Below are 22,896 nucleotides of genomic sequence, written 5' to 3' on the forward strand. Positions count from 1 at the left end.
GGGGTGCGCCTGGAGGGCCTGGGCGCCTGAGGGAAAAGAGGCCTGCTGAACGTTCAGTACTGTGAGGTCCTAGGCCATGAAGTGACAGACATGGGCCTCCTCAGCCTCCTCGCTATTAGGTAGGCGGCGATGGACGCCACCAGCGAGGCCAGGAAGACGTACATGTAGGTTATGTACGCCACTGAGAAGTAGAAGGTTATACCGAGCAGGGCTATGCCAACCGCTATCACGGCCTTGCCAACAGGGCCGATGACCTTCACTGCTGAGGCTGCCACAAGCGCTAGGCTGAACACGTAGAACAGCGTGTCGGCGGCATATGCTATCTCCATAGCATTATAGGTGAGGGCGACGCCCCTGTAGCCCATGGCGGCCGCTATAGCGTATGACATTATTGTTGAGAGCACCGCGAGGGCGCTGCTTGTAAAGAGCGCGACGTCGGGCGACCTAAACTTCAAGTGGACGGAGCTGAGTGGGCGGGGCATGAGGCCGTCCCTCGACATGCCGTATAGCATCCTGGCAGTGGCGTTGAGCGTCGCCAGGTAGCAGCTGAGGACGCTTATGAGTACGCTGATAGCAAAGACTACCTCCCCCGGGTAGCCCAGGTACGCCCTTATGAGCGCGTATACAGGGTTAAGGCCCGCCCCTTCGGCCGCGCTGATGAAGCTGCTTATGCTTCCCTGGCTCACGCCTATGTCCACCAGGACGGAGTACATGACTATGACGTAGAGGAGCCCCATGAGGAGGGTTGCCGAGAGCGTCGCCCAGGGCACGGACCTCCTCGGGTCCCTGGCCTCCTCTGATATCATGGTGCTGACCTCAAAGCCCATGAAGTACGTTATCCCGAATACGAGCCCAGCGCTTATGGCCTTCAGCACGGCCGGGAGGCTAGACTGGAAGGTCGCCTGGGGCGTGAAGGGGTAGAGGCTGAGGCTCGACAGGTGGGTCGCTACGCTGAGGGCTGAGAAGGCCAATAGCACGGCGACCTCGATTGAGGTCAGGGCCACCTCCGTCCTCACGCTCGGCCTTATGCCAAGGTAGGCTATAGCAAGGTCTAGGACGATTGGGGCAGAGACCAGTATAAGGGGGCTCACCTTGACGCCCGTAATCGCATATATGCTCTCGTAGCCCAGGTAGCCGAAGGCTATAGCCACTGAGCCTACGCCAAGCACGCTGTAAAATATAGTGTAGACGAAGCCGTTGACGAAGCCCGCGCCCTCGCCGAAGCCCTCCTTGACGTAGTCGTAAAAGCTGGCGGCGTTCACATATCTTTTGGACAGGACGTATATGGCGTACACCACGGGCAGCACGCCGAGGAGTGTTATAAGCATGGCAAGCGGTGCGGCCCCCAGGCTGCTGCCTATTATGAAGGCGGCCCCGCCCGCAACGCTGTAGGCCGGAGCCTGGCCCGCGAGGGAGTTGTAGAAGGCCTCCAGAGGGCTCACGGCCGAGCTCCTAAGAGAGCGTTGCTTCAGCTCAACAGCAACGTCCGTCGCCTCGCCCCTCAAGGCGCTCACAGACCTAGCCTGACCTAAGGAGGAAAAGGGCTCTGCTGAACGTTCAGTATCTGAAGCCCTCTAGGGCAGCCCTTGAGGCTTCCTCGGGGCTCACGTTAAGGCCCAGGTCCCTGAGGGCCGAGCCCAGGGCCAGGAAGGCCCTGGCCAGCCTCTCAGCCGAGGCCTGGACCCCCATGTGGCCCACCCTTATCAGCTTGCCCTGGAGGGGCCCCCAGCTGCCGGCTATCATTGTGTTATACTTCCTCCATGCCAGCTCCCTCACCCTCGCCTCGTCAACCCCCCTGGGCAGCTCCATGGCCGTCACCGTCGGGGAGCTGTGCTCCACAATGTCAGGGTAGTGGGCGAGGCCTAGGGCTTCAACGGCCCTCCAGGCCGCTGACCTGGCGGCCAGGTGCCTCCTGTAGGCGCTCTCAAGGCCCTCGGCCAGCACTACGTCTATAGCCCTTGAGACGGCGTAGAGCAGGGGCTCGCTGACAGTGTAAGGGAACAGACCTTTCTCGTCAAGCCATGACTCCCACTGGAGGAGGCTCATGTAGTAGCCCTGGTAGTTTACCTTCCTGGCCCTCTCCATGGCCGCCTCGCTGACGCTCATCAGCGTGACCCCGGCTGGGGCGTTGAGGGCCTTCTGGCTGCCCCCTATGGCTATGTCAACCCCCCAGCTGTCAACGCTGAGCGGCACGGCGCCCACTGTGGAGACCACGTCGGCTATCACGAGGAGGCCGTAGGACTTGGCGACCTTGGCCACGCCGGAGAGGTCATTCAGCATGGCCGATGGGGTGTCGCAGTGCACCACAGTTACAGCGACGGCGTCCCTGTTGGCCTCTATGACCCTCTCCAGCTGGCCCAGGTCAACTGCCCTCCTCCAGTCAGCGCCGAGCTTAACTGGGACGCCGCCGTAGGCCCTGACCAGGTCGGCGAAGGAGTCGCCGTAGACCCCGTTGTCAACAACTATCACCTTGTCACCCCTGCTGATCAAGTTAGCTATGGCAGCCTCGAGGCCAAGCATGGCCTCCCCTATCATCAGGTAAACCCTCGACTTGGTGGCCCCGAAGAGCCTGGCGGCCCTCGACCTCAGGTCGCTGTAGAAGCTGAGGAAGTCAGGGTCTAGGTCTGAGTTCGTCTCAGGCCTGAGCATGGCACTCATGACGTCGTACGGCACCTCTGTGGGCCCGGGGGTCATTATAAGCCTGTCCGGGAAGCTCAAGGCAGGTCAAGGGCCTTAAGGGCTTGCGGGGAAAAACGCTTTGCTGAGCGTTCTCTACCTAAATGCTGGCCTGCGGCTATTAGCTTGGACGCGAGGGCCCCAGGGGCGCCTCTAAACGCCTAGAGGGCCCCATCGAGCCTCTACGAGTGAAGGCCTTAGCGGTAAGCTTTTGAGTCCTGGCTTCGATTTAAACGAGGGGCTGGGGCTCAGGGCTCAGCCTGGACTGGATTCATCATGATCAGTTGCCACGCGGTACATCATTGCCCCAGCCCCTTGTAATTGTCTGTATAGAGTACTCTTACAGGACCCCAGGCCGGGAGCTACCTCCTTGACTGCCAGCTCTGGGCGAGTTCGGAGGCGGTCGATGGCTGACGCCCGCTCATCAATTATCCTGACCTTGCGGGAGAGGCCACCTGCGTTTCAACGTAGGCCTTCACAAGGCAAAGCTACTGCTCTGGCGTCAGCGCTCAGCCAAGCTCCACCATCTTTATGTCGGCCAGCAGGTTGAAGAGCTCTAACAGCCTATCAACGGAGACTGAGCCCGTGCCGTACTCGGCGGCCAGCAGCGAGGCCACCTCGCCGAGCGTCCTCTCCGGGATAGCCAAGAACATGCCCTCCCTGAGGTAAACCGTGGCGGCACCTGGCCCGCTCTCAGCCAGGAGCTGCGCCACCCTCAGGGCGGCGTCAAGGGACCTCCTGGCTATGACCCTGGGGCCCTCTATCATGGGCGGCCTTGACTTTACTGTCACGTCAGCCTTCGGCGGCCACCCCTCGGGGGCCCCCTGGGACCCCTCAATGCCCAGGGCCCTGGCCATAAAGCTCCTGGCGAGGGCCGCAGCGGTCGGGTCGCCCCTGAGCAGGTGCCCTCTGACCACCGACGAGAGCAGCTCGCCCCTGAAGCCTGCCGGGTCCGGGGGCGAGGCGGAGAGCAGGTAAATTGAGGAGGCGGCTATGGCAGAGGACAGCCTAAGCATGCGCCTTGACACGGAGTCGAGGTCGTCCAGGTCAGTGTGGTAGTTGACGTCGGGCCAGCCGTTGAGCATGGCTGAGGGTATGCCGAGCGCTGAGGCCACGTCGTGGTCGCTGCCGCCATCGTAGGGCACCAGCCTGAGGGAGTCGAAGCCGAGGAGCTCCGAGGCCAGCCGGGAGGCCTCCATGAGGGCGGCGTCTGCCTGGCCGAGGGCTGAGAGGCTGCTCGCCACCACCCTCAGCGGGCCGTTCCCGCCGCCGGGCTCAGCCCCAACCATGTCGAAGTTGAGGAGCTGGGTCACCTGCCCCTTCACAGTCTTGGTGAGGGCCACGGAGCTGCCCGTGTACTCGGGCACCCAGATGAAGCGCACGGTCCAGGGGGGCTGCTCCAGGGCGCCGGAGTCTATCAGCCTCGAGAGCGCTATTGCGGCCTCTGTGAGCGCCGCCGAGCCGCTCCCGTTGTCGTTGGCCCCCGGCGTCGGGTGACATATGTGGGCCATAGCCGCTGGGCCCTTCCCGTCCTTGTCGCCGACCCATGCGACGACTATCGGGAACCCGGGGTCCCTCCTGACGTCGGAGTCCACGAGCAGGCTCAGCCTCCTGCCGGCGCGGAGGGCCTCCACGAGGCCCCTTGGGATTGAGACCGCTGGCACCGTGCTGTTAGCAGCCTCCGTCCTGCTCAGGAAGAGGCTCTTGTAAGGCACGGCCTCAGGAGGGGCTGACTCGCTGTAGAGGGCAACCGCGGCGGCCCCCGCCTCGCTGGCCAGCCTGTAGACTATGTAGGGGTCGCCGGGGCTCACTACTACCTTGCCCTTAGCGTTTGAGTACGACTCGGGCCTCCACCACTCCCTGTCAACCATGAGTGGCTCCCCGCTCACCTCGCCGCCGCTGGGCGGCGAGTGGGCGGCCACAAGCGTTGGGTGGGCCTCAAGCGTTAGCTCACCGCCGCCCTCAGCCTTCACGTAGGCCCTGTGCACCGCCCACCCAGTAGGGGAGGGCACCCAGTCAGGCACGTTAGTGCCCCCGAACTTCACCAGCTCCACCTCAAGCGAGTCCCCGGCCTCCTCAAGGAGCACCTCCTGGACGTGCTTTGCGGCGTCGACGAGATCTATGGTGCCCTGCACCCTGTTGTAGGCCGTGAGAGACGCCAGGACCCTCATGGCCCTGTGGTCGCTCACCCCTGAGGCGACAGCCCTCACCACTTCCTCGGCAGCCTTGGCCACGTCAAGTGCCCCAGGACAAGGGCGTTAGCTAAGCATAAATCCTTACCTGCAGCTGGACTCCAGGGCTACCATTGAAGGCCGAGGGCCTCGCCACAGGCTACAGGGTTGACGGTGACTCCGTCGTCGTGGAGACGCCGGCTGGCGAGCTCAGGGTGAAGGGCAGGGCTATAGAGGGCAGGGCAAGCCTTGGGGGCGGCAAGGCAGCTGCAGCGCTCGTTGTATCCCTCCTCCTCGCGGCCCTGATGATAGCTGGCTACCCGCCCTGGTCCCTGAGGGCCAGCTTCGCCATATCAGTAGCCTACTACGGCGTCCTACTTGGGCTGGCCTTCGCTGCCTACCTCTCGGCGGACGCGGCCAGGCCCAGGAGGGCTGTGATAGTGGAGGGGCCGGGCTACAGGAGGGCATTCATAGTGATAAACGACTGCAAACCCCGCCCTTAAGGGCGGGGAGGAGGTCAGAGGTGACTTCAAGGCCGCTGGCGCGGCCAACTGATGGGAGAGGTCGCGCCGACGGCGGCTGACGCCATAGCGCCCTCCGAGCCACGGAGGCCCAATCGAGCCAAAAAGCATACGCTAAGCTGTAGGTGAATTAACGTGAGATTCCAAGACAGCGCGTAGATGAGGTCTGCCAGAGGATTACGCCCAGGAAGCGACGTCCGCTGCCGGTGAAAGACCCCTACGAGGGCCCTAACGAAAAAGGCCCTAGAGCCGCTTCCTGACGTAGACTCCTATCATGTTCCCTATTACGCAGTAGAGTTCGGCCGGCCCCCGCGTCGTGGCTGGGAGGCAATGCTCCCTAACCTAGGCGCGGGGAGGGGGAGGAGTGATGAGGCCTAGCGGCTAGCAGTCACTAAAGGTGACTGCTAGCCGCTATGAAGGCCGAACTCTAGCTTGCTTTAATATCCCCTCAAGATAGCTGACAGAGGTGACAGGCATGGTCATAAGGGTCGAGAGGACCGAGCACACATCCTGGGTCATAGTGGACAGGCAGGAGTCGGGCAACGCACTGGGCTACGCGGACCTCCAGGAGCTCATGAGGGTCATGTCAGAGGAGTGCTCGAGCAGCTCAACAGCTGCAGTTGCAATAACGGGCGCGGGGGAGAAGTTCTTCATAACCGGCATAGACCTCAGGGAGTCGGCGGACGCCCAGAACGAGGAGGACGCCTGGAGGCTCATGTACGACGGCCTCGGGGGCTTCTGCAGGGCCGCCTTCAGCTGCAGGAAGCCCGTCATAGCTGCCATCAACGGCTACGCCCTGGGCGCGGGCTTCGAGGTCCTCTACGCCGCGGACCTCGCTTACGCCGTCAGGTGGGCCAAGTTCGGCCTGCCCCCCGTACGCTACGGCATGGTGCCCCCCGCCTCCTCAACAATAGGCATGCTCCTTGGCCCCTCCAAGCTGATATCCTACCTAGTGCTCACAGGCGACTACATAGGCGCGGAGGAGGCCGAGAGGGCGGGCATAATAAACGGCGTCGTTGACAGCGTCGAGGAGCTGAGGAGGAAGGTTGAGGAGGTGTCAGCGAAGATAGCCATGGCCGAGCCCAGGGCCCTCGCGGAGGCCAGGGCGCTGATGGCCGAGGCCAAGATGCAGGCGCTCAGCGACAAGGGCGTGAGGACGCTGGCCGCCCTCACCGCGAGGCCAGTTGTGAGGGAGAGAATCCTTCAGTTCCTGGAGGGCAGGAGGAGGAAGGGGAGCGCCTAGCCCGGCGTCACGCCCAGGCCCCTGTCCCCGGCGTCCCCCAGGCCGGGCACTATGAAGAAGGAGGCGTTCAGCTCTGGGTCGACGGCCAGCGTGTACACTGTGACGTCAGGGTGCCTTGATGTTATGTAGGCCAGCCCCTGCCTTGAGGCTATGACTGATCCCACTATAACCTTGCCGGAGCCTAGCGACTTGACCTCGTTTATCACCCTGTCCACGGTCTTTCCCGTCGCCAGCATAGGGTCAACGACTACCGCGACCCCTCCGTGCACCCTGGGCAGCCTCCTGTAGTAGAGCTCCACCCTGACGCCGTCCCTCTCCTCCACCCTCCTGGCCGCCACGAGGCCTACCCGGGCCTGTGGGTATACGTCTGAGAAGCCCTCGAGCAGGGGGAGGGCGGCGCCCAGAATGCCAACGAGCAGGGGCTGCGAGGCCAGCTCAAGCTCCTCGGCCTGGACGCCCAGGGGCGTGGTCACAGCCTCCTTGGTCCACTCCAGCTCCCTTGAGGCCATTATTGCCAGTAGCCTGCCGGCCTCCCTCATGTAGAGCCTGAAGGCGGGCGGGTCCGTCCTCCTGTCCCTCAGCTTGAGGAGCAGCCACCTAGCGTAGGGCAGCTCCTCGCCAAGCACTCGGACGCGCTCCAAGCGCTGACGCCCCAGCTATCTGCCTGCAGAGGTTTTTAGGACTAGCTGGTGAGCCCTTGGCACATTCTAAAGTATTTTAAAAGCTTTTAAGTAAGGTTAAGGCCCTAAGCCTGGGAAGCGGGTTGTCTTCAAAGGGGCCAGTTGACAGGCTGCTGGGTGCCGTGCTGACCTTCGAGTCCAAGATAAGGGAGACCGAGGCCTACGTGAAGGAGCAGCAGGCGGCCATAGTTAAGCTGGCGGACGGCCTCTCAGCCAATATGTCGTCCTCGGTGGAGCCCCTGCTCCAGGAGGCACTGAAGGAGCTCCAGGAGGCATATGATGCAGAGAGGAGGAGGGTTGAGGAGGACATGCAGAGGAGGCTGCAGGAGGCTGAGCGGGGCCTGAGGGAGCAGGTGGAGAGGAACAGGGAGACCGCCGTGCAGGCAGTGCTGGACACGATAAAGAAGGCGCTGTCAGGCTGAGGTGCGGCCCTTGCCAGGGTCTGCCGACTACGCCCGCCTGGTCCCCGTGCTCAGGTACATGAAGTCAAGGATGCTGGGGCCTAAGCTGAAGGAGATAGCCCCTCCCCTCAGCGAGGCCGTCATGGCGCTGAGGGAAAGCCTGTACTCGCGGGCCGCGGAGGCCAAGGACCCTGAGTCGCTCGAGAGGGCGCTCGCCGCGGTCTACTTCTCAAACCTTGAGGAGGTCTACAGGCTGGCCCCAGCTGAGGCAAGGGGGCTCATAAACGCCTTCGGGAGGCTCAGGGAGCTCGAGGACCTTATGACTGTGGCCAGGGCTCTCGCCGAGGGCCAGCCCCCGCCCAGGTGGCTGCCCTCAATGGAGTGGGGGCTCAGCTCCACCGCCCACGTGCTGCAGGAGCTTGAGGCGTCGGCGAGCCTCTCAAGGCTTCAGGAGGCGGTGAGGGACAGGGACCTTAAGAGGGCAGTAGCCATGGCGTTGGAGGCCTATACGGATCTCAGGCAGCCTGAGGTCTTCACCTTCCTCTCGCTGCTCGGCGGCTCCCTCGTGCTCAGGGGGGCCCTTGCGGCCGTAGGCGGCCCTGAGGCAAAGGACGTGGAGAGGATCATGTGCCCCCTGGTGGAGGAGAGGGCGGCCCTTGGGCTCCTGGAGGCCTGGGCACTAAGGCTGAACCCCAAGACCTTTGCTAGGGCGGTGGAGGGGCCGAAGGTCTGCGGCGTTGACTGGGCCCTCCTGGCGGCGGCGTACGAGAGGGGCCTCGAGGGCGAGGTCACAGGACTGGTCATGGACGTCTCCCCGGCCCTGAGGTACGTCAAGCTTGAGGGCAGGAGCGTTAAGGAGCTCATGGCCTCAGCCAGGAGGTCAGCGAGGCTAGCCGCCCACAGGGCCTCCCTCGCGGCCTTCGAGGGCTACCCCTTCACGCCTGCCCTTGTGGCTGCTGCACTGACGCTCCTGACGCTTGAGGTTGACAGCGTTAGGGCCCTGGTCGGCGGCATAATGCTGAACCTGACGCAGGAGGAGCTTGAGCAAGCCGTTATTTAGTAGCTTGCCCAGAGCTGCCTTGGAGCTGGGCCCCGATGTCAGGCCTTGAGGGCGAGCTGTGGGACCTCATAGTTAATGACATACAGATGCTCTCAACCAAGGGCTGCTACGAGCCCGTGAGCGACGCCATAAGCCTCTACCTCGCCAGGAGGCTGAGGCTCCTGGCCGCGGCCTTGATAGGGTACGGCAGGGACCCCCCGTCTACAATACTTGACGCGGGCTGCGGCCCCGGCACCTCAACTAAGGTGCTGAGGACCCTCTACCCCAGGGCCAGGATAGTTGCCATGGACCCGGGCACCCTGAACCTCAGGAGGGCCGCGCTGGCTGCGGGCGACGGCACCGGGCCCGTGAGGGGGGTCTTTGAGGGCATGCCGTTCAGACAGGGGGCCTTCGACGGCGCGGTTGCTATGTTCTCCTTCAGGGACGCCGCCAACTACCTTGGGGCCCTAGACGAGTTCTCAAGGGTGTTGGCTGACGATGGGAGGCTCGCTATGGTCGACCTCTACAGGCCCGAGAGCCCCCTCGAGCTCGGCCTCTCGCTCTTCCACTTCAGGTACGTGGGGCCAGCCATAGGGCTGGCCATGGGCTGCGGCAAGGATGGGCTGAAGTTCGGTGACATACACAGGACGGTGCTTAGCATGATGACGCCGAGCCAGCTCATCAGGGAGGCCTCGAGGCGCTTCAGGGAGGTTAGCTTTAGGCCGACGCCTTTCCTGGTGGGCATACTATACGCCGAGGGGCCTAGGAGGGCGTTTACCCACGGCGCAACTAACCCTCACCATTGATTACTTTCAGCGCCGCGGGCGCCCCTCCTGATGCATTACCCGCGCCACCCTCAGGTCATAGGGGCTGATCGAGGGCAGCGCCGCTACCCTCCCATCCGCGGCCCCCTTTCGCCCTCGCCTCGTGAGCGGGGCCCATCATCAGCTGAGGACATTAAGGGGAGGCCAGGTAACTCCGTATTAAACGTGATGCGATGGCTTTAAAGGCGTTAAAGGTTATGTAGGGGCGCTCAGCCTCGTGAACCTGAACTTTATCACGCTCCCCTCCTTATCGACGTCAACCTTCACCCTTCTGTTGTCCTTTAGCGAGTAGGCTATCATGGCGGCGCAGCGCCACGAGTCCATTAAAACCTCCGCCTCCTCGCCGGGCGACAGGCCGTCTATGACCCTCATGGCCAGCACGTAGCCCTCGGGGCACTCCTTCCCCCTGTAGTCAAAGACCTTCAAGCGGCCTCCCCGTTCGCCCTTGCCTTAGGTGATCTTAACGGCTCCTCCTTACTCTCAGGCCGGGAACATCACGTTGGTGATTATGTACTCAACCAGGGACCTGTGCGGGTCACCCTCAAGGACCTCGTCAACGCTGTTCATGAGGCCCTCCTTCACCCTCTGCGCGCAGGCGGGGTCGTTGAACTTCTCGTTCCTCATTGCTAGGTAGAAGCCGGCCCCGCTCTCGTTGAAGTAGAGGAAGTATGCCCACTCCATGTCCTGGGACACCGCAGGTATGAGCGAGCCCGGCCTCAAGTACTTGAAGATCATCATGTGCTCCCCAAGCTCCTCTGGCAGGCCCGAGGGGCACACCATCCAGTTCGCGCCGCAGTCCTCGGCGCTCCCCCTCTCGCACTCCAAGGCGTTCGACACCGGGTTCTTGTCACCTTTAACGCATAAATTCCTTGCTATAGCTCTGCCCAGGGGTGCAGGTTAGCTTGAAGTTCCTCAGGTGTAAGCCTAACCAGGTGCCCCCAAGCAACGGAAAGAAGGTCGCCATAGTTGGGGCGGGCACGGCTGGCCTTGGGGCAGCTGGGCTGCTCAGGTGCAAGGGCTACGACGTCACGATCTACGACATGATGCCAGAGCCCGGAGGCATGCTCATCTTCGGCATACATGTGGACAGGATACCGAAGCCCCCGGTGAGGGAGGGCGTGAGGGAGCTGATGGACGCCGGCGTCGAGTTCGTGCTCAACACGAAGGTCGGCAACAGGAACCTCGAGAGGATGGACGAGCTGGTGAAGGCTAAGAACGTAGTTGACCTTGAGGATATCATAAAGTCATACGACGCCGTCCTCATAGCCACCGGCACCTGGACGAGCAACAAGTCAAACGTCCCTGGGGAGGAGATGCCCTGGGTCTACCCGGCCATGGAGTTCCTCATAGCCACCCACCTGGCTAAGTTCGGCTACAGGCCCTGGGACATAGTGCCTGACATCAAGGGCGATCTGCTCGTCGTGGGGGGCGGCTACACAGCTGAGGACGCTGCCTACGTGCCGAGGACCTACCCTGAGTACAAGGAGAGGATGAAGAAGATAGTGCTGAGCTACAGGAGGACCAGGAACGAGGCCCCCATGGGGCCCATGGAGATGACAAACCTCGAGGCCTCAGGGGTCGAGATCTGGGAGCTCACCGTGCCTATAGCCTACAGGGAGGAGGCCGGCAAGAGGATTGCAAGGATAATAAGGAACAGGCTGGTGCAGGTCCCAGGCGAGAGGAGGCCTAGGCCTGAGCCCATACCTGGGAGTGAGTTCGACGCATACTTCAACTTCGTCCTAGAGGCCATAGGCGAGAGGGCCACACCGCCCTTCGAGGGCGAGTGCTGCGGCATAAAGATCGACCCGAAGTGGGGTACAATAGTGGTCAACAAGGACATGATGACTGACAGGAAGGGGGTATTCGCCGCAGGCGACGTGGTGCACGGGCCAAGCCAGCTGGGGCCGGCCCTCAAGAGCGGCATGGACGCTGCGAACGCGATAATGAGGTACCTCAGCCAGCGCTAGCCCCTCTCCTTGGAGGAGAGGGCCATAGCTAGCATGACCGCCCTCCTCACGTTATCGTAGGTTTTAGCCCTGGCGAGCTCCTCAGGCGTCATCCACGTGCCCTCCCTCAGCTCCCCGCCGACCCTCCTGACCCTGAAGACCAGGTCGTAGTGTATGTGGGTCTCATCGGGGTACCTCACGGTCTCGAGGAGTATGACCATGGGCATTGGCTCGTCCGTGACCTCCCCGTCGCCTATGCCGTAGGTGGGCCCAACCGCCTCGACCCTGAGGCCCGTCTCCTCCTCGAACTCCCTTATGACGGCCTCCCTGGGGGTCTCGTTGGGCTCCACGTGGCCCCCTGGGTAGAGCCAGACGCCGAGCTTCCTGTGCCATATCATGAGGGCCCTGCCGCCCTCGACCAGGATGCCGCTGGCCACTATGCACTTCCTCAAGGCGATCCCGGGTGTTCTGAAAGGGGAAAATAAAAAGGGTGAAGGGCTAGGAGGGGAGGGCTCACCGCTTTGAGCTCCCCCGCTGCCCACGCCAAGATATAAAAGAGAAAGGAAATTAAGGGCCCTGCAGAGGGCTACTTAAGCAGCGACATTATCCTGCTGCTGTAGGGGCTCTCCTGTATAGCCTTCGTCAGGACGCGCTGGTCCCTCTCCCTCAGGTCTGGCGGAAGCCTTGACTGCGCCTCAAGCCTCATCTGAATGACCTGCTTAGCGGTCGCGTCAGGCAGCCTGGCTATTATGCCGACGTTGGTCTTGCAGACCTCCTTGTACTGGTCGTCGTTCGCGGCGGCTGAGAGCTGCTTCATGAACTCAACGAGCGTCGACACAACCTGCTCCCTGCTCATGGTCAGGAGCTGGCTTAAGACCTGGCTCATAAGCCTCTCCCGCTCCTCAGGCTCATCCTCACGAGCTGCTTTACGTCTAGGGACATCCTGCGTCACAGTGAGGCAAGGGTGACATACAAATAAAAGTATAAGTACGTATGTGTTTGCTCAAGAGGTCCCTAGGCCCTAGCATCAAGGGCGGCCCCTTATGAAGGGTCACATATAACTTTGCCCCGCATGTATTAAGGGGTAATAACGTTGAGGAAAGCGGAGCTGAGTCTCAGCTCGGAGCTGCTGAAGGGGCTCGTAAGGCAGGGCGACGTGCCCGCCTTCCCCTACTTCGCTGCCGGCGAGTGGAGCCTTGAGGGCGAGAGGCTTGACGTCATGTCCCCCATAGACCTTAGGGTCGCCGCTGCGACGGCGAGGCCCTCAGCACAGCGGGGGCTTTCGGTGCTCGACAGGGTTTACTCCGTTGGAAGGAGGAGCATAAGGGACATGCCGGGCGAGGAGAGGGTTGAGGTCTTCGAGAGGGCCGCCGACGCCCTCGAGGGGGCCCGCGAGGACCTGGTCAACATACTCATAATCAATGCTGGTAAGACCAGGAGGGCCGCTGAGGGCGAGGTTGACGCGAGCGTCGAGAGACTTAGGCTCGCAAAGCTTGACGTGAGGAGGATATACGGCGACTACGTTCCAGGTGACTGGTCCCACGAGACCCTTGAGACGGAGGCCATAGTCAAGAGGGAGCCACTCGGCGTCGTAGCTGCCATACTCCCCTTCAACTACCCGCTCTTCGACGCCGTTAACAAGGTCGTCTACTCTGCCGTGGCGGGGAACGCCGTCATGGTTAAGCCTGCCGAGGCTGACCCCCTGCCAGCCCTGGCCCTAGCAAAGGCGCTAGTAGACTCGGGCTTCCCGCCGGAGGCGCTGGCAGTGCTCCCCATGAGGGGCAGGGATTTCGGCGAGGTGATAGCCGACAGGAGGGTGGCGGCAGTCTCCTTCACTGGGAGCACGGAGACGGGCCTCCAGGTCATGAGGGAGGCGGGCGTAAAGCAGTACGTCATGGAGCTCGGGGGAGGGGACCCAGCAATAGTTCTGAGCGACGCCAACGTCAAGGAGACTGCCTCAAAGATAGTGACTGGCATAACGAGCTACTCGGGCCAGAGGTGCGACTCAATAAAGTACGTGCTCGCCGAGCCAGAGGCCTACGACGAGCTGAAGGAGGAGATCGTTGAGGGGCTCTCAAAGGTTAAGGTTGGAGACCCGAGGGATGAGGGCACTCACATGGGGCCGCTAATCGACGTTAAGACCGCTGACGAGGTTATAGAGGCCACGAAGGACGCCGTGTCAAAGGGCGGCAGGGTTCTCCACGGCGGGGAGAAGGTTGAGGAGCTGGGCCCCAACTACATAAAGCCCACTCTCATAGAGGTTGACGCCTTGAGGCTGCCGGAGCTCTACATGTACAACAAGGAGGTCTTCGCCTCCATAGCAGCTATAGTTAAGGTGAGGGACCTGGACGAGGCCATAGCCCTTGCCAACGGCAGGAGGTACGGCCTTGACGCCGCCCTATTCGGCAGCGACCTCTCAAAGATAAGGAGGGCGGCCAGGCAGCTTGAGGTGGGGGCCGTCTACATTAACGACTACCCAAAGCACGGCATAGGCTACTACCCCTTCGGCGGCATGAAGGACTCAGGCATAGGGAGGGAGGGCATAGGGTACACCATAGACTTCGTCGCTGCCTACAAGTCTATAGTGTACAACTACAAGGGCAGGGGCGTGTGGGACTACTTGTAATGAGGTGAAAAAAGAAAGGGAAGAGCGCTTGAGCTGGCCTCCTCCCCGCCCTGAGGGGCGAGGCTTTCGGCTGTAAGCCCTTTAGGACGAGCTCGTGGTAGCGCTGTAGCCGCTGTAGTAGGCCTCAATGGCCTTAGCCAGGGCGGCGGCGGCCTCCTGGAGGGCCTGCTGGGGGCTCGACATGGACCCAGTTATGTAGTTGAACAGGTACTCGCCCACCTGGCTGTTGACCGATTTAGTTATCGCCGGGAAGTAGGGGGCCACGTAGGCGGTGGTGTTAGCGGCCGCTAATGCTGACTGGGCCCACTGCCTCAGGTAGAGCGGTATTGAGCTGTTCGACAGTATCAGCTGATAGGCATGCCTGGAGGACGGGAACACGTAGGTCTGCACGAATGCCTCCTCCTGGAACTGAGGCGACTCGACAAGCTGGAGGAACTCCAGGGCGAGCTTCTTATGGGCCGAGTACTTGCTTACCCCTATGTACGTCAGCCCTATCCTTATGGTGTTCCCGGGCAGCGGGGCTACGCCTATTACGCTGGCGTTGGGGGTCCCAGCGATGCTCGGCAGCTGGCCCAGGTAGCCAGCTATGGCTACGGCCTGGCCGCTCATGAGGAGCTCAAGCGAGTTGTAAAATGTCACCTGGAGCTGTGTCGGGTTAGGCTCATAGCTGACCAGCTCCTTGAGAGTTTCAAGGGCCTGCACGCCGACGCTGTTGTTGAAGGAGGGCGGAGGGAACCTCCAGCCGCTCGGCACGCATCCCATGAAGAGCGTGCCGAAGCCAGTAACGCCGAAGGGGCTGCCGCAGTTCAGGGTCGAGTTGTGCACGTAGTAGTAGCCGAAGACGGCCAGGAAGGTGTCCCCCGGCAGATCGTTCTGGTCAGTGTAGAGGAGCACCCCGTACTTAGTTATATTGTGTGATGTGAAGAACTGGTCAACGTCAAGCACCGTGGTCCAGTTGCCCCAGGTCTCTGGGTTGAGCTGTACGTGGTACTCGCTGTAGAACTCCTGCTGAAGGGTCGCGTTGTTGAACAGGTTCTTGTTGTAGAGTATAACTATGCCGTCGGTCTGTATGGGCACGCCCACCCACGTCACGTTGCCCGTGAGCGGGTTCCGGTAAAGCCCAGCGGCATTGAGGTCTGGCGGCAGTATGTCAGTCTCATTTATGACCGAGGAGTTGAGGGGCAGCAGGTAGGGGGCCAGCTGACCGACGGTCGTAGTAGTGTACGTCACTATGTCGTACTGGCCCTGGCCAGACTGAAGCACCGTGAGCTCGTTGCTTATGTACTGGTCGTAGGGGAACACAACGACTTTAACCTTGACGCCCGGGTGCTCCTCCTCGAAGACGGTGGCCGCAGCGTTAAGCAGTGGCTGGGCCGGCGCCCCGGCGTATGTTGCTACTGTCAGAGTTGTAGAGGGGGTCGTAGAGGGGGTCGCTGTGACGCTGGTAGTACTTGTGGATGTCGTAGTGGATGCCGTAGTTGTGGTGTGCCTCCTGCCGACCACGTATAGGGCCCCACCAGCGACGGCAACTATAACTACGATAATGACTATTAGGGCTGTGACCTTAGCTGAAATTGCCTTCACGATTTCACCACTCTAGTAAGGCCTTGCTAGCTATTTATGCGTTATCTACCTTACCTACGTAAACACCTGTTTCCTATATATTTTAAATAGGGCTACAGTTGTCTAAGGAAACTCTAGTGAACGAGGAGGTAGGCTTTTATTTCAGGAGCGCGCAGCGTCAGGCGGTGTTATGCGCGTGAACTCCCTGAGCAGGGGGGCCCTCGCGGCCATAGTGATAATCATAGTAGTTGTGGCCGTTGCAGGCGGCCTGGCCTACTCCATGAGGAGACATGTGACGACCTCAAGCCCTACAACGTCGTCTATAACCACCGCAACAACGACAACTCAGATGACAACCACGACCTCAACCTCTATGACCGTCAGCTCGCCAGAGACGTTGACGGTGGTCACCTACACTGGGAAGACGGGCCAGGGCTTCATGGAGTTCGCAGCTCACCTCTTCGAGGAGGAGCACCCTAACGTAAAGGTCAACGTGATAGCGTTCCCGTTCACGCAGTACATAAGCAACGAGCTCACGGTGCTTCAGTCTGGCCAGGGCCAGTACGACATAGTGACGTACACGCCTGCCAACACCATGGAGTTCGTGCCCTACCTCGTGCCCCTCAACAGCACCTACGTTAACATCTCAGACCTCTTCTACCCCGTCCAGGCCCTCGGTGGCACTGTAGGCAACGTGACCTACGGCGTGGCGAGGGGGACAAGCGTCATGCTGCTGGCCTACTACGCTAACTACTTCGACAACGCGACCCTTCAGCAGGAGTTCCAGCAGGAGTACGGCTTCAGCCTCAACCCGTGGACCTGGAACAACTGGAGTCAGCTGGCAGACGCGAGCCAGTTCTTCACCTCTCACCACATAACTAAGTACGGCATACTGCTCTGGGACCAGACCGGCGACCTCGACCTCTACGAGGCCTACGCCCTCGTCTTCGAGTGGTACTACATGCACAGCCCCTCCCTCAACTGCGGCAACGTCATGGGGTTGATGCCGCTCTACGGCGACCTCTTCATGGGCTGCATACCGAGCGGCTGGAACCACGGCTTCCCGCCGCCGGCCTTCAACAGCACCGCCGGGGTTGAGGCCCTCGAGGTGCAGAGGGAGATAGTAAGCTACATGCCGCCGCCCACGGCCCTTCTCGTGTCATATGACAACGTGGTGCCACTGCTTGAGCAGCCAAACTACGCCCCAGGCGCCTTCATTTTTGCCGCGCAGCTCTCCTACTTCACTAACATGAATAACCTGACTGATATCAGGCTGGCCCCGGCGCCCGGAGGCTATGCCCTTGGAGGCGCCACGTTCTTCGGCGTCAGCAAGTACTCCGCCCACAAGCAGCTCGCCCTCGAGTTCATTAGCTTCATAGCAAGCCCGCAGGTGCAGGCCGCCTCCTTCTACAACATGACCAACTTCCCAATATCCAAGCAGGCCTATCAGCTGCTCCTCGAGAACTCCTCGATTCCCTCCTATGAGAGGGAGTGGATAAACGCCACCTTCTACGCCGCTGAGCACGCCTACGCCGCCATACCGGCCGTGTCAATAAGCACCACGGCTCTCGAGCCAGCCCTGGAGAAGGAGGTGCTGGGCTACCTGGAGGGGCAGATAACCAACGCCTCCCAGGCCCTCCAGCAGGCCGCCCAGGCGTGGGTGCAGGACCTGGAGTCCTACTCCACAAGCACTTCTACAACGGCCTCCGCAGCCGCCGCCCCCATCACTCAGCCGCTGGCCCCGCAGGCCCCATGGGCGAGGCAGGAGTAGCGCGCCCCTTAGCCTAACGTGACTTTTTTTAGGTAACCCTTCAGCAGTCAGTACAACAGCTTATAGCCTCAGCCGCTCACAATATTACAATAAGCAACTCGCAAAGGAGAGGTGATAAGCAGTGAGTCTAAGGAAGTCCAAGAGGAGGGCAGACGCAGGGGTGCAGGTGCCCACGCCCCCCTGCGAGGCCATGTTAATGGCGCAGGCCTTCCTGCCACCTCAGTGGTAGTTTTTCGTGACCGCCTCCTGTCCTTCCACCTGCCCAGGCAGCTCTCACCATATGGGCGAAAGCTTTTACTACCGGCAGTAGTAAAAACGCCCGGGGGCCAGCTTGGAGAGGGTCGAGGAGCTCGGCTCAAGGATAGACGCCTCCAGGTGGACCAGGGCACACACCCTCATATTCACATCGACAAGCCTGGGCATGTTGATATGGGGGCTCGAGGCCGCCATAGGGCCCGCCGGGTACCTTGTATTTCACAGGAGCCTGCTCTTCCTCATAGCCTACTACGCCCTTGACTTCATAGGGGACATAGCTATTGGAAGGCTCTCTGACACCAGGCTCGCGAGGAAGGGGGCCTTCTACCTAACCATGTCCCTCATAGGGGCCGGCATAATCATCCTAGGCGTTGACATAGCTCTCACGGGGGGCAGCGGCCTCACCGCCGTGCTCGTGGGGCTCGTTGGGGCGGCCCTCATGAAGGTCGGCATAGAGGGCGAGGTGCCCGTCTCGCTCTCGTTCCTAGCTGAGAGCGCGCCGGCCTCTGCCAGGAACAGGGTTCTCGTGCTCTCGCCCAACTTCAACAACATAGGCTCGGCGCTCGGCGCCGCTGTGCTCTACCTTACTTACACCGCCAGCAACTCCTACGTCTACGCGGCCCTCGCCCTCATAGTTGTCACAGCAGTCGCCCTGGCACTAACCCTGGCGGTGAGGCTCGCAATGCCAGAGTCCGCCAGGTGGCTCCTCGAGAAGGGCATGAGGGACAGGGCCCTCAGGGAGGCCTCAAGGCTGGCGTCCCAGCCGGCCTCGAGCGTCTCAAGCGTCACCCCGACCGTGGGCCTCGGCGGCAGGTACGCCTTCCTAGTTGCGCTGGGCGTCTCCCAGTACCTCACCTTCGGGCTCATGGCGTACACCATAGCCTACTTCTACTACCACGGGGCCACGACATACTTCATAATGCTGGTGGCCTCCCTCGGGGCTGCCATAGCTGGCATACCCGCCGCCCTCCTGCCTGACATAATGGACACCAGGAACTTCACGCTGCTCGCCTACGGCGGCGGCCTGGCCTCGATGATACTCATAGCTGCCGCCTTCCTCGCAATGGGAAGTCACGGCTTCCTGGCCCTCTTCTACCCGCTGCTCTTCCTTAACATGGTGTTCAGCGAGCTGGCGTGGGCAGTCAGGACAGTCTACGAGCCGGTGCTGTTCCCAACCAGCATAAGGGCCACCATGATTGGCCTCGTGAGGGCAGTTCCCATAGTGGCCTACGACGTCTCCCTCTACGTGACCTCAGCCTGGGACGAGTGGCAGTTCATGGTGTTCAACCTGGGCTTCTGGGGCCTCGGCGCCGCCGCGGCGGTGGCGTGGAGACTCATCGGCTACGACACGAGGAGGGCGCTGCTGGAGAGCGCCTCCTCCCCAAGGCCAGGGACCAGGCCAGGCGCACTATAATTTATAACTAATTTTAAAAAATTAGCCTGAGGTCTTTCTGCCCGCCTCGGCAGCCATGTAGGTGACGACGCTCTCGCCCAGCTGGCCCGCCCTGGCCTTGTACGCGGTGTATGCTGCCACCCCGGCCATTACGGAGAGCGACGCCGCGACAAAGGCGAAGTAGGGTTCTGCTAGGTCGCTTATGACGCCCTCGTAGAACGTGTAGACGAACAGGGCGGTGCCCAGCACTGGGAACAGTAGGCCTGAGATGACCTTGCGGGCGGCTGAGAACCTCAGCTCCGGATGCCTCCTGAGGTAGGGGAAGAGGCCGAACTCCGGCACGAAGTGGTGGAAGTACCACGTTATGCTCGATGCCGTCCCCATGACGTACCACGCCACGGCCACGGTGCTCGTGTTGTAGCCGTACACCTTGACAAGCGATAGGCCCACCGCCAGCGTCGTGGCCAGGGCCACTATGAAGTTCAGCAGCGCCGCGTTGGCTGGGACGTCGTGTCTGCTCAGCCTCTTGAGCCACCCGCTCCTTATGAAGTTGTCCCTAGCCATGGCCCAGAGCAGCCTCGCCTGGGAGCCGCCGCCGGCCCCGAAGGCGATGAGGGAGACGAGAAGTATGACAAAGTTAAGCGCCGCTAGGGCCGCCAGCGGGAAGTACCTTGACCACGCCGCTATCTGGGGCAGCGGGGCTGAGATAACGTTGCTCAGCTCGCCCCTGGGCACCGCGACGAGCTCAGAGTAGGCCGCGATGGCGATAGCTACGGCTGATATCGTGAGGCCTATGTATATGGCCCTCCAGGCGTCCCTTGTGGGGTTTGCCCCCTCCTCTGTGTAGAAGAGCGCCGTGCCGTAGCCGGCGAACGTGAAGAAGCCAACTATAGCGGTCGCAAGCATGAGCCCCCTGAGCCCGCCGCTGCTGTTTGCCGGGTTGAGGAAGTAAGCCGAGTTGTAGGGGCTCCTAGCTATTACGGCCACCGTGAACGCGACCACAACGATAAGGGCAGCAATGACGGCGGCCGTGAGCACGTTGCCAAGCCTCCTGGCGGGCTGCACGGCCATAGCGTAAGTCACGGCCAGCGTCGCGATGCCGGCGAGGAGCCAGACCCACATGGGCGGCATCGTGTGGTACACGTAGTACAGCGTGTCGACCAGGAGCCACCCTATGAAGAACGCGTTGGCGGCCTGCCACCAGTTGTAGAAGAAGTAGTTGCCCAGGGCAGTGAACTTGCCAGCCCCGCGGCCGAAGCCGAGCTCGGCGAGGCCGTAGTAGCCGCCCGTGAATGGCACTATCCTAGTGTACTCAAGTATGGGGAGTGATACCAGCACGAAGAGCGCGTAGCCAATTATTACGGGCCATATGGCCGCCGGCCCTGCGTCGCTTATGAAGGCGGTCACCTCTATAGGGCCAATTATAGGTAGGACCCCCGCCACCACGGCTGCTACCATGGCGTAGAAGGGCATGGAGCCCCTTCGGAGCTGGGATGACATAGCGACCACGGGGTAACCGTATGCGTGGGATTCTTAAATTGCTGACCCTGGCGGCTCCATGCGCGGGAGGTGCGGCGGCCGGGATTTGAACCCGGGACCTCCGGCTTGGAGGGCCGGCGTCCTAGTCCAGGCTAGACTACCGCCGCACCGTTGCCTTCCCTGCCGATTGGAGTTTTAAGTCTAAGGCCCTGTGCCTGACAGGCTTATTAGCTTCAGGCTACAGCCAAAGCCTGGCCGATGAGGACAAACGTTCCCACGGAGCCCAACCGCAGAGAAGTGACGAGGCTTCACGGCCTGAGGCCGCGGCGGTCCTTCTAGGTTGCGCCTAGGTCATGCGCAGGGAGTGAAAAAAGATGAAAAGATGAGGGGAATATTTTATGGGAAAAGGTGAGGCCCCAGTCACGGCAGGCCTCCGTTTATCAGGCTGTAGCTGAACTGGTTGGCAATCAGGTACCCTGCCGCGTTAACGGTGCTGTTCTGCAGCCCCTCAAGGTAGGCGCTCTCCGTGAAGCCGCGGCCGTTCACCAGGACCTCCGCTGTCAGCGACTTCTGAGTGAGCGCGTTGTTAGAGGTGAGGCCAATTAGTACGGCCCCAGTCGGGTTTATGAACTCAAGTATGCCGGAGAAGCCTCCCACGGCCCCCAGGTTATAGCTCATGCTCTCGGTGAAGCTGTAGCTATGCCAGGAGTAGCTCAGGCTGTACGACGGCGCCATGTATATGCTGCCGTTCTGCGTGAACGACGCGTTGTACGGGAACGTGGTCGGCGGGGTTATGGGCACTGCGACGGAGTCGTAGTACAGCGTCACCGGCCAGTTGGCTGTCAGGCTGAGCGTGTAGGGCTCGTAGCCCTCGGCCCACGAGCTCACGCTGAACTGCTCGTCAAGGTAGTTGAAGGAGAAGGTGCCCGCGTAGTTGTAGGCCTGCCTCACGGTCGTCCTGCCGGCCTCCGCCGTGCTCACAGTCTCAGTGCCGTGCTCGAACATGAGCTCCGAGGTGTAGTTTATTGAGTAGCTGGCGCCCTCGTCAAAGTAGAGGCCGGCCGCGCTGTAAGTCATTATGAGGGGCCCAGTGTCACTGTAGCTTGCGCTGGCCGTCAGCACCCTCGCACCCACCATCGGGTTGCTGCTGTTAACCCAGAGCGCCAGGAAGCCGCCCAGGTGCCACTGGAAGTACCTGCCAGGCACGCCCATGGTCTCGGCGGAGGCGAGCAGGTCGGCCACGTGTACGGCTATAGTTGCGTTGAGGCCGTAGGCCAGTAGCGGCGTGAGGTCTATAGTGTCAGGCATGTGGAAGGCCAGGGTGTTTATTGAGGTCACCGGCTTCCACCAGAACAGGTTTATGCCGCCTGTGTAGACGGTCTCGAACGGGTTGATTATGCCGGCCAGGTGGTCGTCATAGTACACCTTAATGTACCTGACTGCTGGCATGTTAGTGTACCAGAACTCGTCATTGTAGCCGCCATTGGTGTAGAGCACGAGCCAGGCCCTGTAGGTGCCGTTAGGTATGGACATGTATTGCACTGCATAGTCCTGGTATGCGTCGAAGAACTCAAAGGAGTAGCCGGCTGGCGAGGTGACGAAGAGGGGTATGATCACGTTCGGCAGGCCAGCCGGAGGGGTGCCATTGTAGAGCAGGAGCGTCAAGTTGACCAGGTAGTAGCCCGTTATGCCTATGCTGGGCGCGTAGAAGTTGGGCAGCAGCACCTGGAACCTCACTGGGCCCCTCAGGAGGTTCTCAAAGAACGTCACGTCAACAGCTGCCGTGGAGTTCAGGACCTCCTGGGTGGACCCCCAGAGCAGCGGGGTGCCGTTAGCAAATACGTCGACTATCCTGTCGTACTGGGGCCCGCCGGCCTCCCTTATCGAGATGTTAAGGAGCATGAGGCTGTAGTTGCCAGGGGGCACGTAGACGGTGGCGTTGTAGGGCACCGCCGTGTTGTTGAACATTACGTCCTTGGCTATCCATATGACCTCTGGGGTCTCGTTGGGCGGTATGTACTTGAAGGCCTGGAAGGAGTAGTACCCGTCATGGCCGCCGAGGGCCCTGCCAGCGTAGGTAACGAGTATTGGATGATGCACTTGCGTTGGGTGAGGCACCGGCCCCGCCTGGTAGCTCCTGTGGGCCGCCGGCCCCAGGGCCCCTGCTGGCGCAGCTGCCAGGAGCGACAGCGCGAGCAGGGCTGCTAACGCAAGAACGTGTGCCCTCAACTTATCCCACCAACCTCTGTGCCTCCAATGCTCCCACGGCAGGAGGAAAAAATAAACGTTTTTATGAAGTCGGCAGGCA

Annotated in this window: 20 protein-coding genes and 1 tRNA gene; 9 read left to right on the top strand and 12 right to left on the bottom strand. The window is 61.4% G+C overall.

The genetic code is table 11. The features are described from left to right. Positions 1–53: 53 nt before the first annotated feature. From SE86_RS04035 to SE86_RS04045, 3 genes are all read right to left on the bottom strand, one after another. Positions 54–1,505: an APC family permease gene (locus SE86_RS04035; RefSeq protein WP_211096461.1), complete on the bottom strand. Its 1,452-nt coding sequence runs from the start codon at positions 1,503–1,505 to the stop codon at positions 54–56. 52 nt (positions 1,506–1,557) lie between these two features. Further along, the gene (locus tag SE86_RS04040) at positions 1,558–2,718 is read right to left on the bottom strand and encodes an alanine--glyoxylate aminotransferase family protein (protein ID WP_211096462.1); all 1,161 of its coding nucleotides are present in this window, start codon (positions 2,716–2,718) and stop codon (positions 1,558–1,560) included. 467 nt (positions 2,719–3,185) lie between these two features. Next, on the bottom strand, positions 3,186–4,910 hold the full coding sequence (locus SE86_RS04045) for a M28 family peptidase (protein ID WP_117354388.1): 1,725 nt from the start codon (positions 4,908–4,910) through the stop codon (positions 3,186–3,188). 71 nt (positions 4,911–4,981) lie between these two features. On the opposite strand from SE86_RS04045, the gene SE86_RS04050 reads away from it, so the two are divergent. Together SE86_RS04050 and SE86_RS04055 are read left to right on the top strand one after the other, a co-directional pair. After that, positions 4,982–5,350 carry a hypothetical protein gene (locus SE86_RS04050; protein ID WP_117354389.1) on the top strand — a complete coding sequence of 123 codons (369 nt, stop codon included), beginning with the start codon at positions 4,982–4,984 and terminating at the stop codon, positions 5,348–5,350. Positions 5,351–5,843: 493 nt separating this feature from the next. Further along, a complete protein-coding gene (locus SE86_RS04055) occupies positions 5,844–6,611 on the top strand; it encodes an enoyl-CoA hydratase/isomerase family protein (RefSeq protein ID WP_148666769.1) in 768 nt (255 codons plus the stop codon). On the opposite strand, the gene upp is transcribed toward SE86_RS04055, so the two are convergent. Continuing rightward, a complete protein-coding gene (gene upp / locus SE86_RS04060; protein ID WP_117354391.1) occupies positions 6,608–7,252 on the bottom strand; it encodes a uracil phosphoribosyltransferase in 645 nt (214 codons plus the stop codon). The two genes, SE86_RS04055 and upp, sit on opposite strands and share 4 nt — an antisense overlap. A 122-nt stretch (positions 7,253–7,374) precedes the next feature. Here upp and SE86_RS04065 point away from each other — a divergent pair, with 122 nt between their 5' ends. Genes SE86_RS04065 through SE86_RS04075 form a run of 3 tightly spaced genes read left to right on the top strand, consistent with a single transcriptional unit; the run spans position 7,375 to position 9,537 of the window. After that, positions 7,375–7,713: a hypothetical protein gene (locus tag SE86_RS04065; protein WP_117354392.1), complete on the top strand. Its 339-nt coding sequence runs from the start codon at positions 7,375–7,377 to the stop codon at positions 7,711–7,713. Between the two features lie 10 nt (positions 7,714–7,723). Beyond that, positions 7,724–8,752, top strand: a complete 1,029-nt coding sequence (locus SE86_RS04070; protein WP_117354393.1) for a V-type ATPase subunit — start codon at positions 7,724–7,726, stop codon at positions 8,750–8,752. A gap of 35 nt (positions 8,753–8,787) precedes the next feature. Continuing rightward, complete coding sequence (locus SE86_RS04075) at positions 8,788–9,537, top strand: methyltransferase domain-containing protein (protein WP_117354394.1); 750 nt, start codon at positions 8,788–8,790, stop codon at positions 9,535–9,537. 213 nt (positions 9,538–9,750) lie between these two features. On the opposite strand, the gene SE86_RS04080 is transcribed toward SE86_RS04075, so the two are convergent. Then, positions 9,751–9,981: a sulfurtransferase TusA family protein gene (locus SE86_RS04080; RefSeq protein ID WP_117354395.1), complete on the bottom strand. Its 231-nt coding sequence runs from the start codon at positions 9,979–9,981 to the stop codon at positions 9,751–9,753. Between the two features lie 54 nt (positions 9,982–10,035). Further along, positions 10,036–10,380: a hypothetical protein gene (locus SE86_RS04085; protein ID WP_117354396.1), complete on the bottom strand. Its 345-nt coding sequence runs from the start codon at positions 10,378–10,380 to the stop codon at positions 10,036–10,038. Positions 10,381–10,457: 77 nt separating this feature from the next. Between SE86_RS04085 and SE86_RS04090 the strand changes: the two genes are divergently transcribed. Then, complete coding sequence (locus tag SE86_RS04090; RefSeq protein ID WP_174221336.1) at positions 10,458–11,522, top strand: FAD-dependent oxidoreductase; 1,065 nt, start codon at positions 10,458–10,460, stop codon at positions 11,520–11,522. Here the strand turns inward: SE86_RS04090 and SE86_RS04095 are convergent. Together SE86_RS04095 and SE86_RS04100 are read right to left on the bottom strand one after the other, a co-directional pair. Then, the gene (locus SE86_RS04095; RefSeq protein ID WP_117354398.1) at positions 11,519–11,953 is read right to left on the bottom strand and encodes an NUDIX domain-containing protein; all 435 of its coding nucleotides are present in this window, start codon (positions 11,951–11,953) and stop codon (positions 11,519–11,521) included. The two genes, SE86_RS04090 and SE86_RS04095, sit on opposite strands and share 4 nt — an antisense overlap. 134 nt (positions 11,954–12,087) lie before the next feature. After that, positions 12,088–12,387, bottom strand: a complete 300-nt coding sequence (locus tag SE86_RS04100) for a hypothetical protein (protein WP_211096463.1) — start codon at positions 12,385–12,387, stop codon at positions 12,088–12,090. A 207-nt stretch (positions 12,388–12,594) separates the two neighbouring features. Here SE86_RS04100 and gapN point away from each other — a divergent pair, with 207 nt between their 5' ends. Then, positions 12,595–14,127, top strand: a complete 1,533-nt coding sequence (gene gapN / locus SE86_RS04105) for an NADP-dependent glyceraldehyde-3-phosphate dehydrogenase (RefSeq protein WP_117354399.1) — start codon at positions 12,595–12,597, stop codon at positions 14,125–14,127. A gap of 81 nt (positions 14,128–14,208) precedes the next feature. Here gapN and SE86_RS04110 read toward each other — a convergent pair whose 3' ends face one another. Further along, entirely contained in the window at positions 14,209–15,711 is a 1,503-nt protein-coding gene (locus SE86_RS04110) for an extracellular solute-binding protein (RefSeq protein WP_158543114.1), read from the bottom strand. Between the two features lie 175 nt (positions 15,712–15,886). Between SE86_RS04110 and SE86_RS04115 the strand changes: the two genes are divergently transcribed. Beyond that, complete coding sequence (locus SE86_RS04115; RefSeq protein ID WP_158543115.1) at positions 15,887–17,461, top strand: extracellular solute-binding protein; 1,575 nt, start codon at positions 15,887–15,889, stop codon at positions 17,459–17,461. Positions 17,462–17,792: 331 nt separating this feature from the next. After that, positions 17,793–19,130 (top strand): MFS transporter, encoded by a 1,338-nt coding sequence (locus SE86_RS04120; protein ID WP_117354402.1) that lies wholly within the window; start codon positions 17,793–17,795, stop codon positions 19,128–19,130. A gap of 21 nt (positions 19,131–19,151) precedes the next feature. On the opposite strand, the gene SE86_RS04125 is transcribed toward SE86_RS04120, so the two are convergent. The 3 genes from SE86_RS04125 to SE86_RS04135 all read right to left on the bottom strand — a co-directional run bounded on the left by SE86_RS04125 (position 19,152) and on the right by SE86_RS04135 (position 22,817). Continuing rightward, positions 19,152–20,609 carry an APC family permease gene (locus SE86_RS04125; protein WP_117355114.1) on the bottom strand — a complete coding sequence of 486 codons (1,458 nt, stop codon included), beginning with the start codon at positions 20,607–20,609 and terminating at the stop codon, positions 19,152–19,154. A gap of 70 nt (positions 20,610–20,679) precedes the next feature. After that, positions 20,680–20,755: transfer RNA gene (locus tag SE86_RS04130), tRNA-Gly, on the bottom strand. Positions 20,756–21,008: 253 nt separating this feature from the next. Continuing rightward, positions 21,009–22,817, bottom strand: a complete 1,809-nt coding sequence (locus SE86_RS04135) for a peptide-N4-asparagine amidase (RefSeq protein WP_211096464.1) — start codon at positions 22,815–22,817, stop codon at positions 21,009–21,011. Between the last annotated feature and the right edge of the window lie 79 nt (positions 22,818–22,896).

The organism is Acidilobus sp. 7A (genome assembly GCF_003431325.1).
Taxonomy (GTDB): domain Archaea; phylum Thermoproteota; class Thermoprotei_A; order Sulfolobales; family Acidilobaceae; genus Acidilobus.

Bases quoted from the DNA above. Each gene is read 5' to 3' on its own strand.
- SE86_RS04075 (WP_117354394.1), top strand. From the start codon at position 8,788: ATGTCAGGCCTTGAGGGCGAGCTGTGGGACCTCATAGTTAATGACATA.
- SE86_RS04125 (WP_117355114.1), bottom strand. From the start codon at position 20,609: ATGTCATCCCAGCTCCGAAGGGGCTCCATGCCCTTCTACGCCATGGTA.
- SE86_RS04055 (WP_148666769.1), top strand. From the start codon at position 5,844: ATGGTCATAAGGGTCGAGAGGACCGAGCACACATCCTGGGTCATAGTG.
- SE86_RS04100 (WP_211096463.1), bottom strand. From the start codon at position 12,387: ATGAGCCAGGTCTTAAGCCAGCTCCTGACCATGAGCAGGGAGCAGGTT.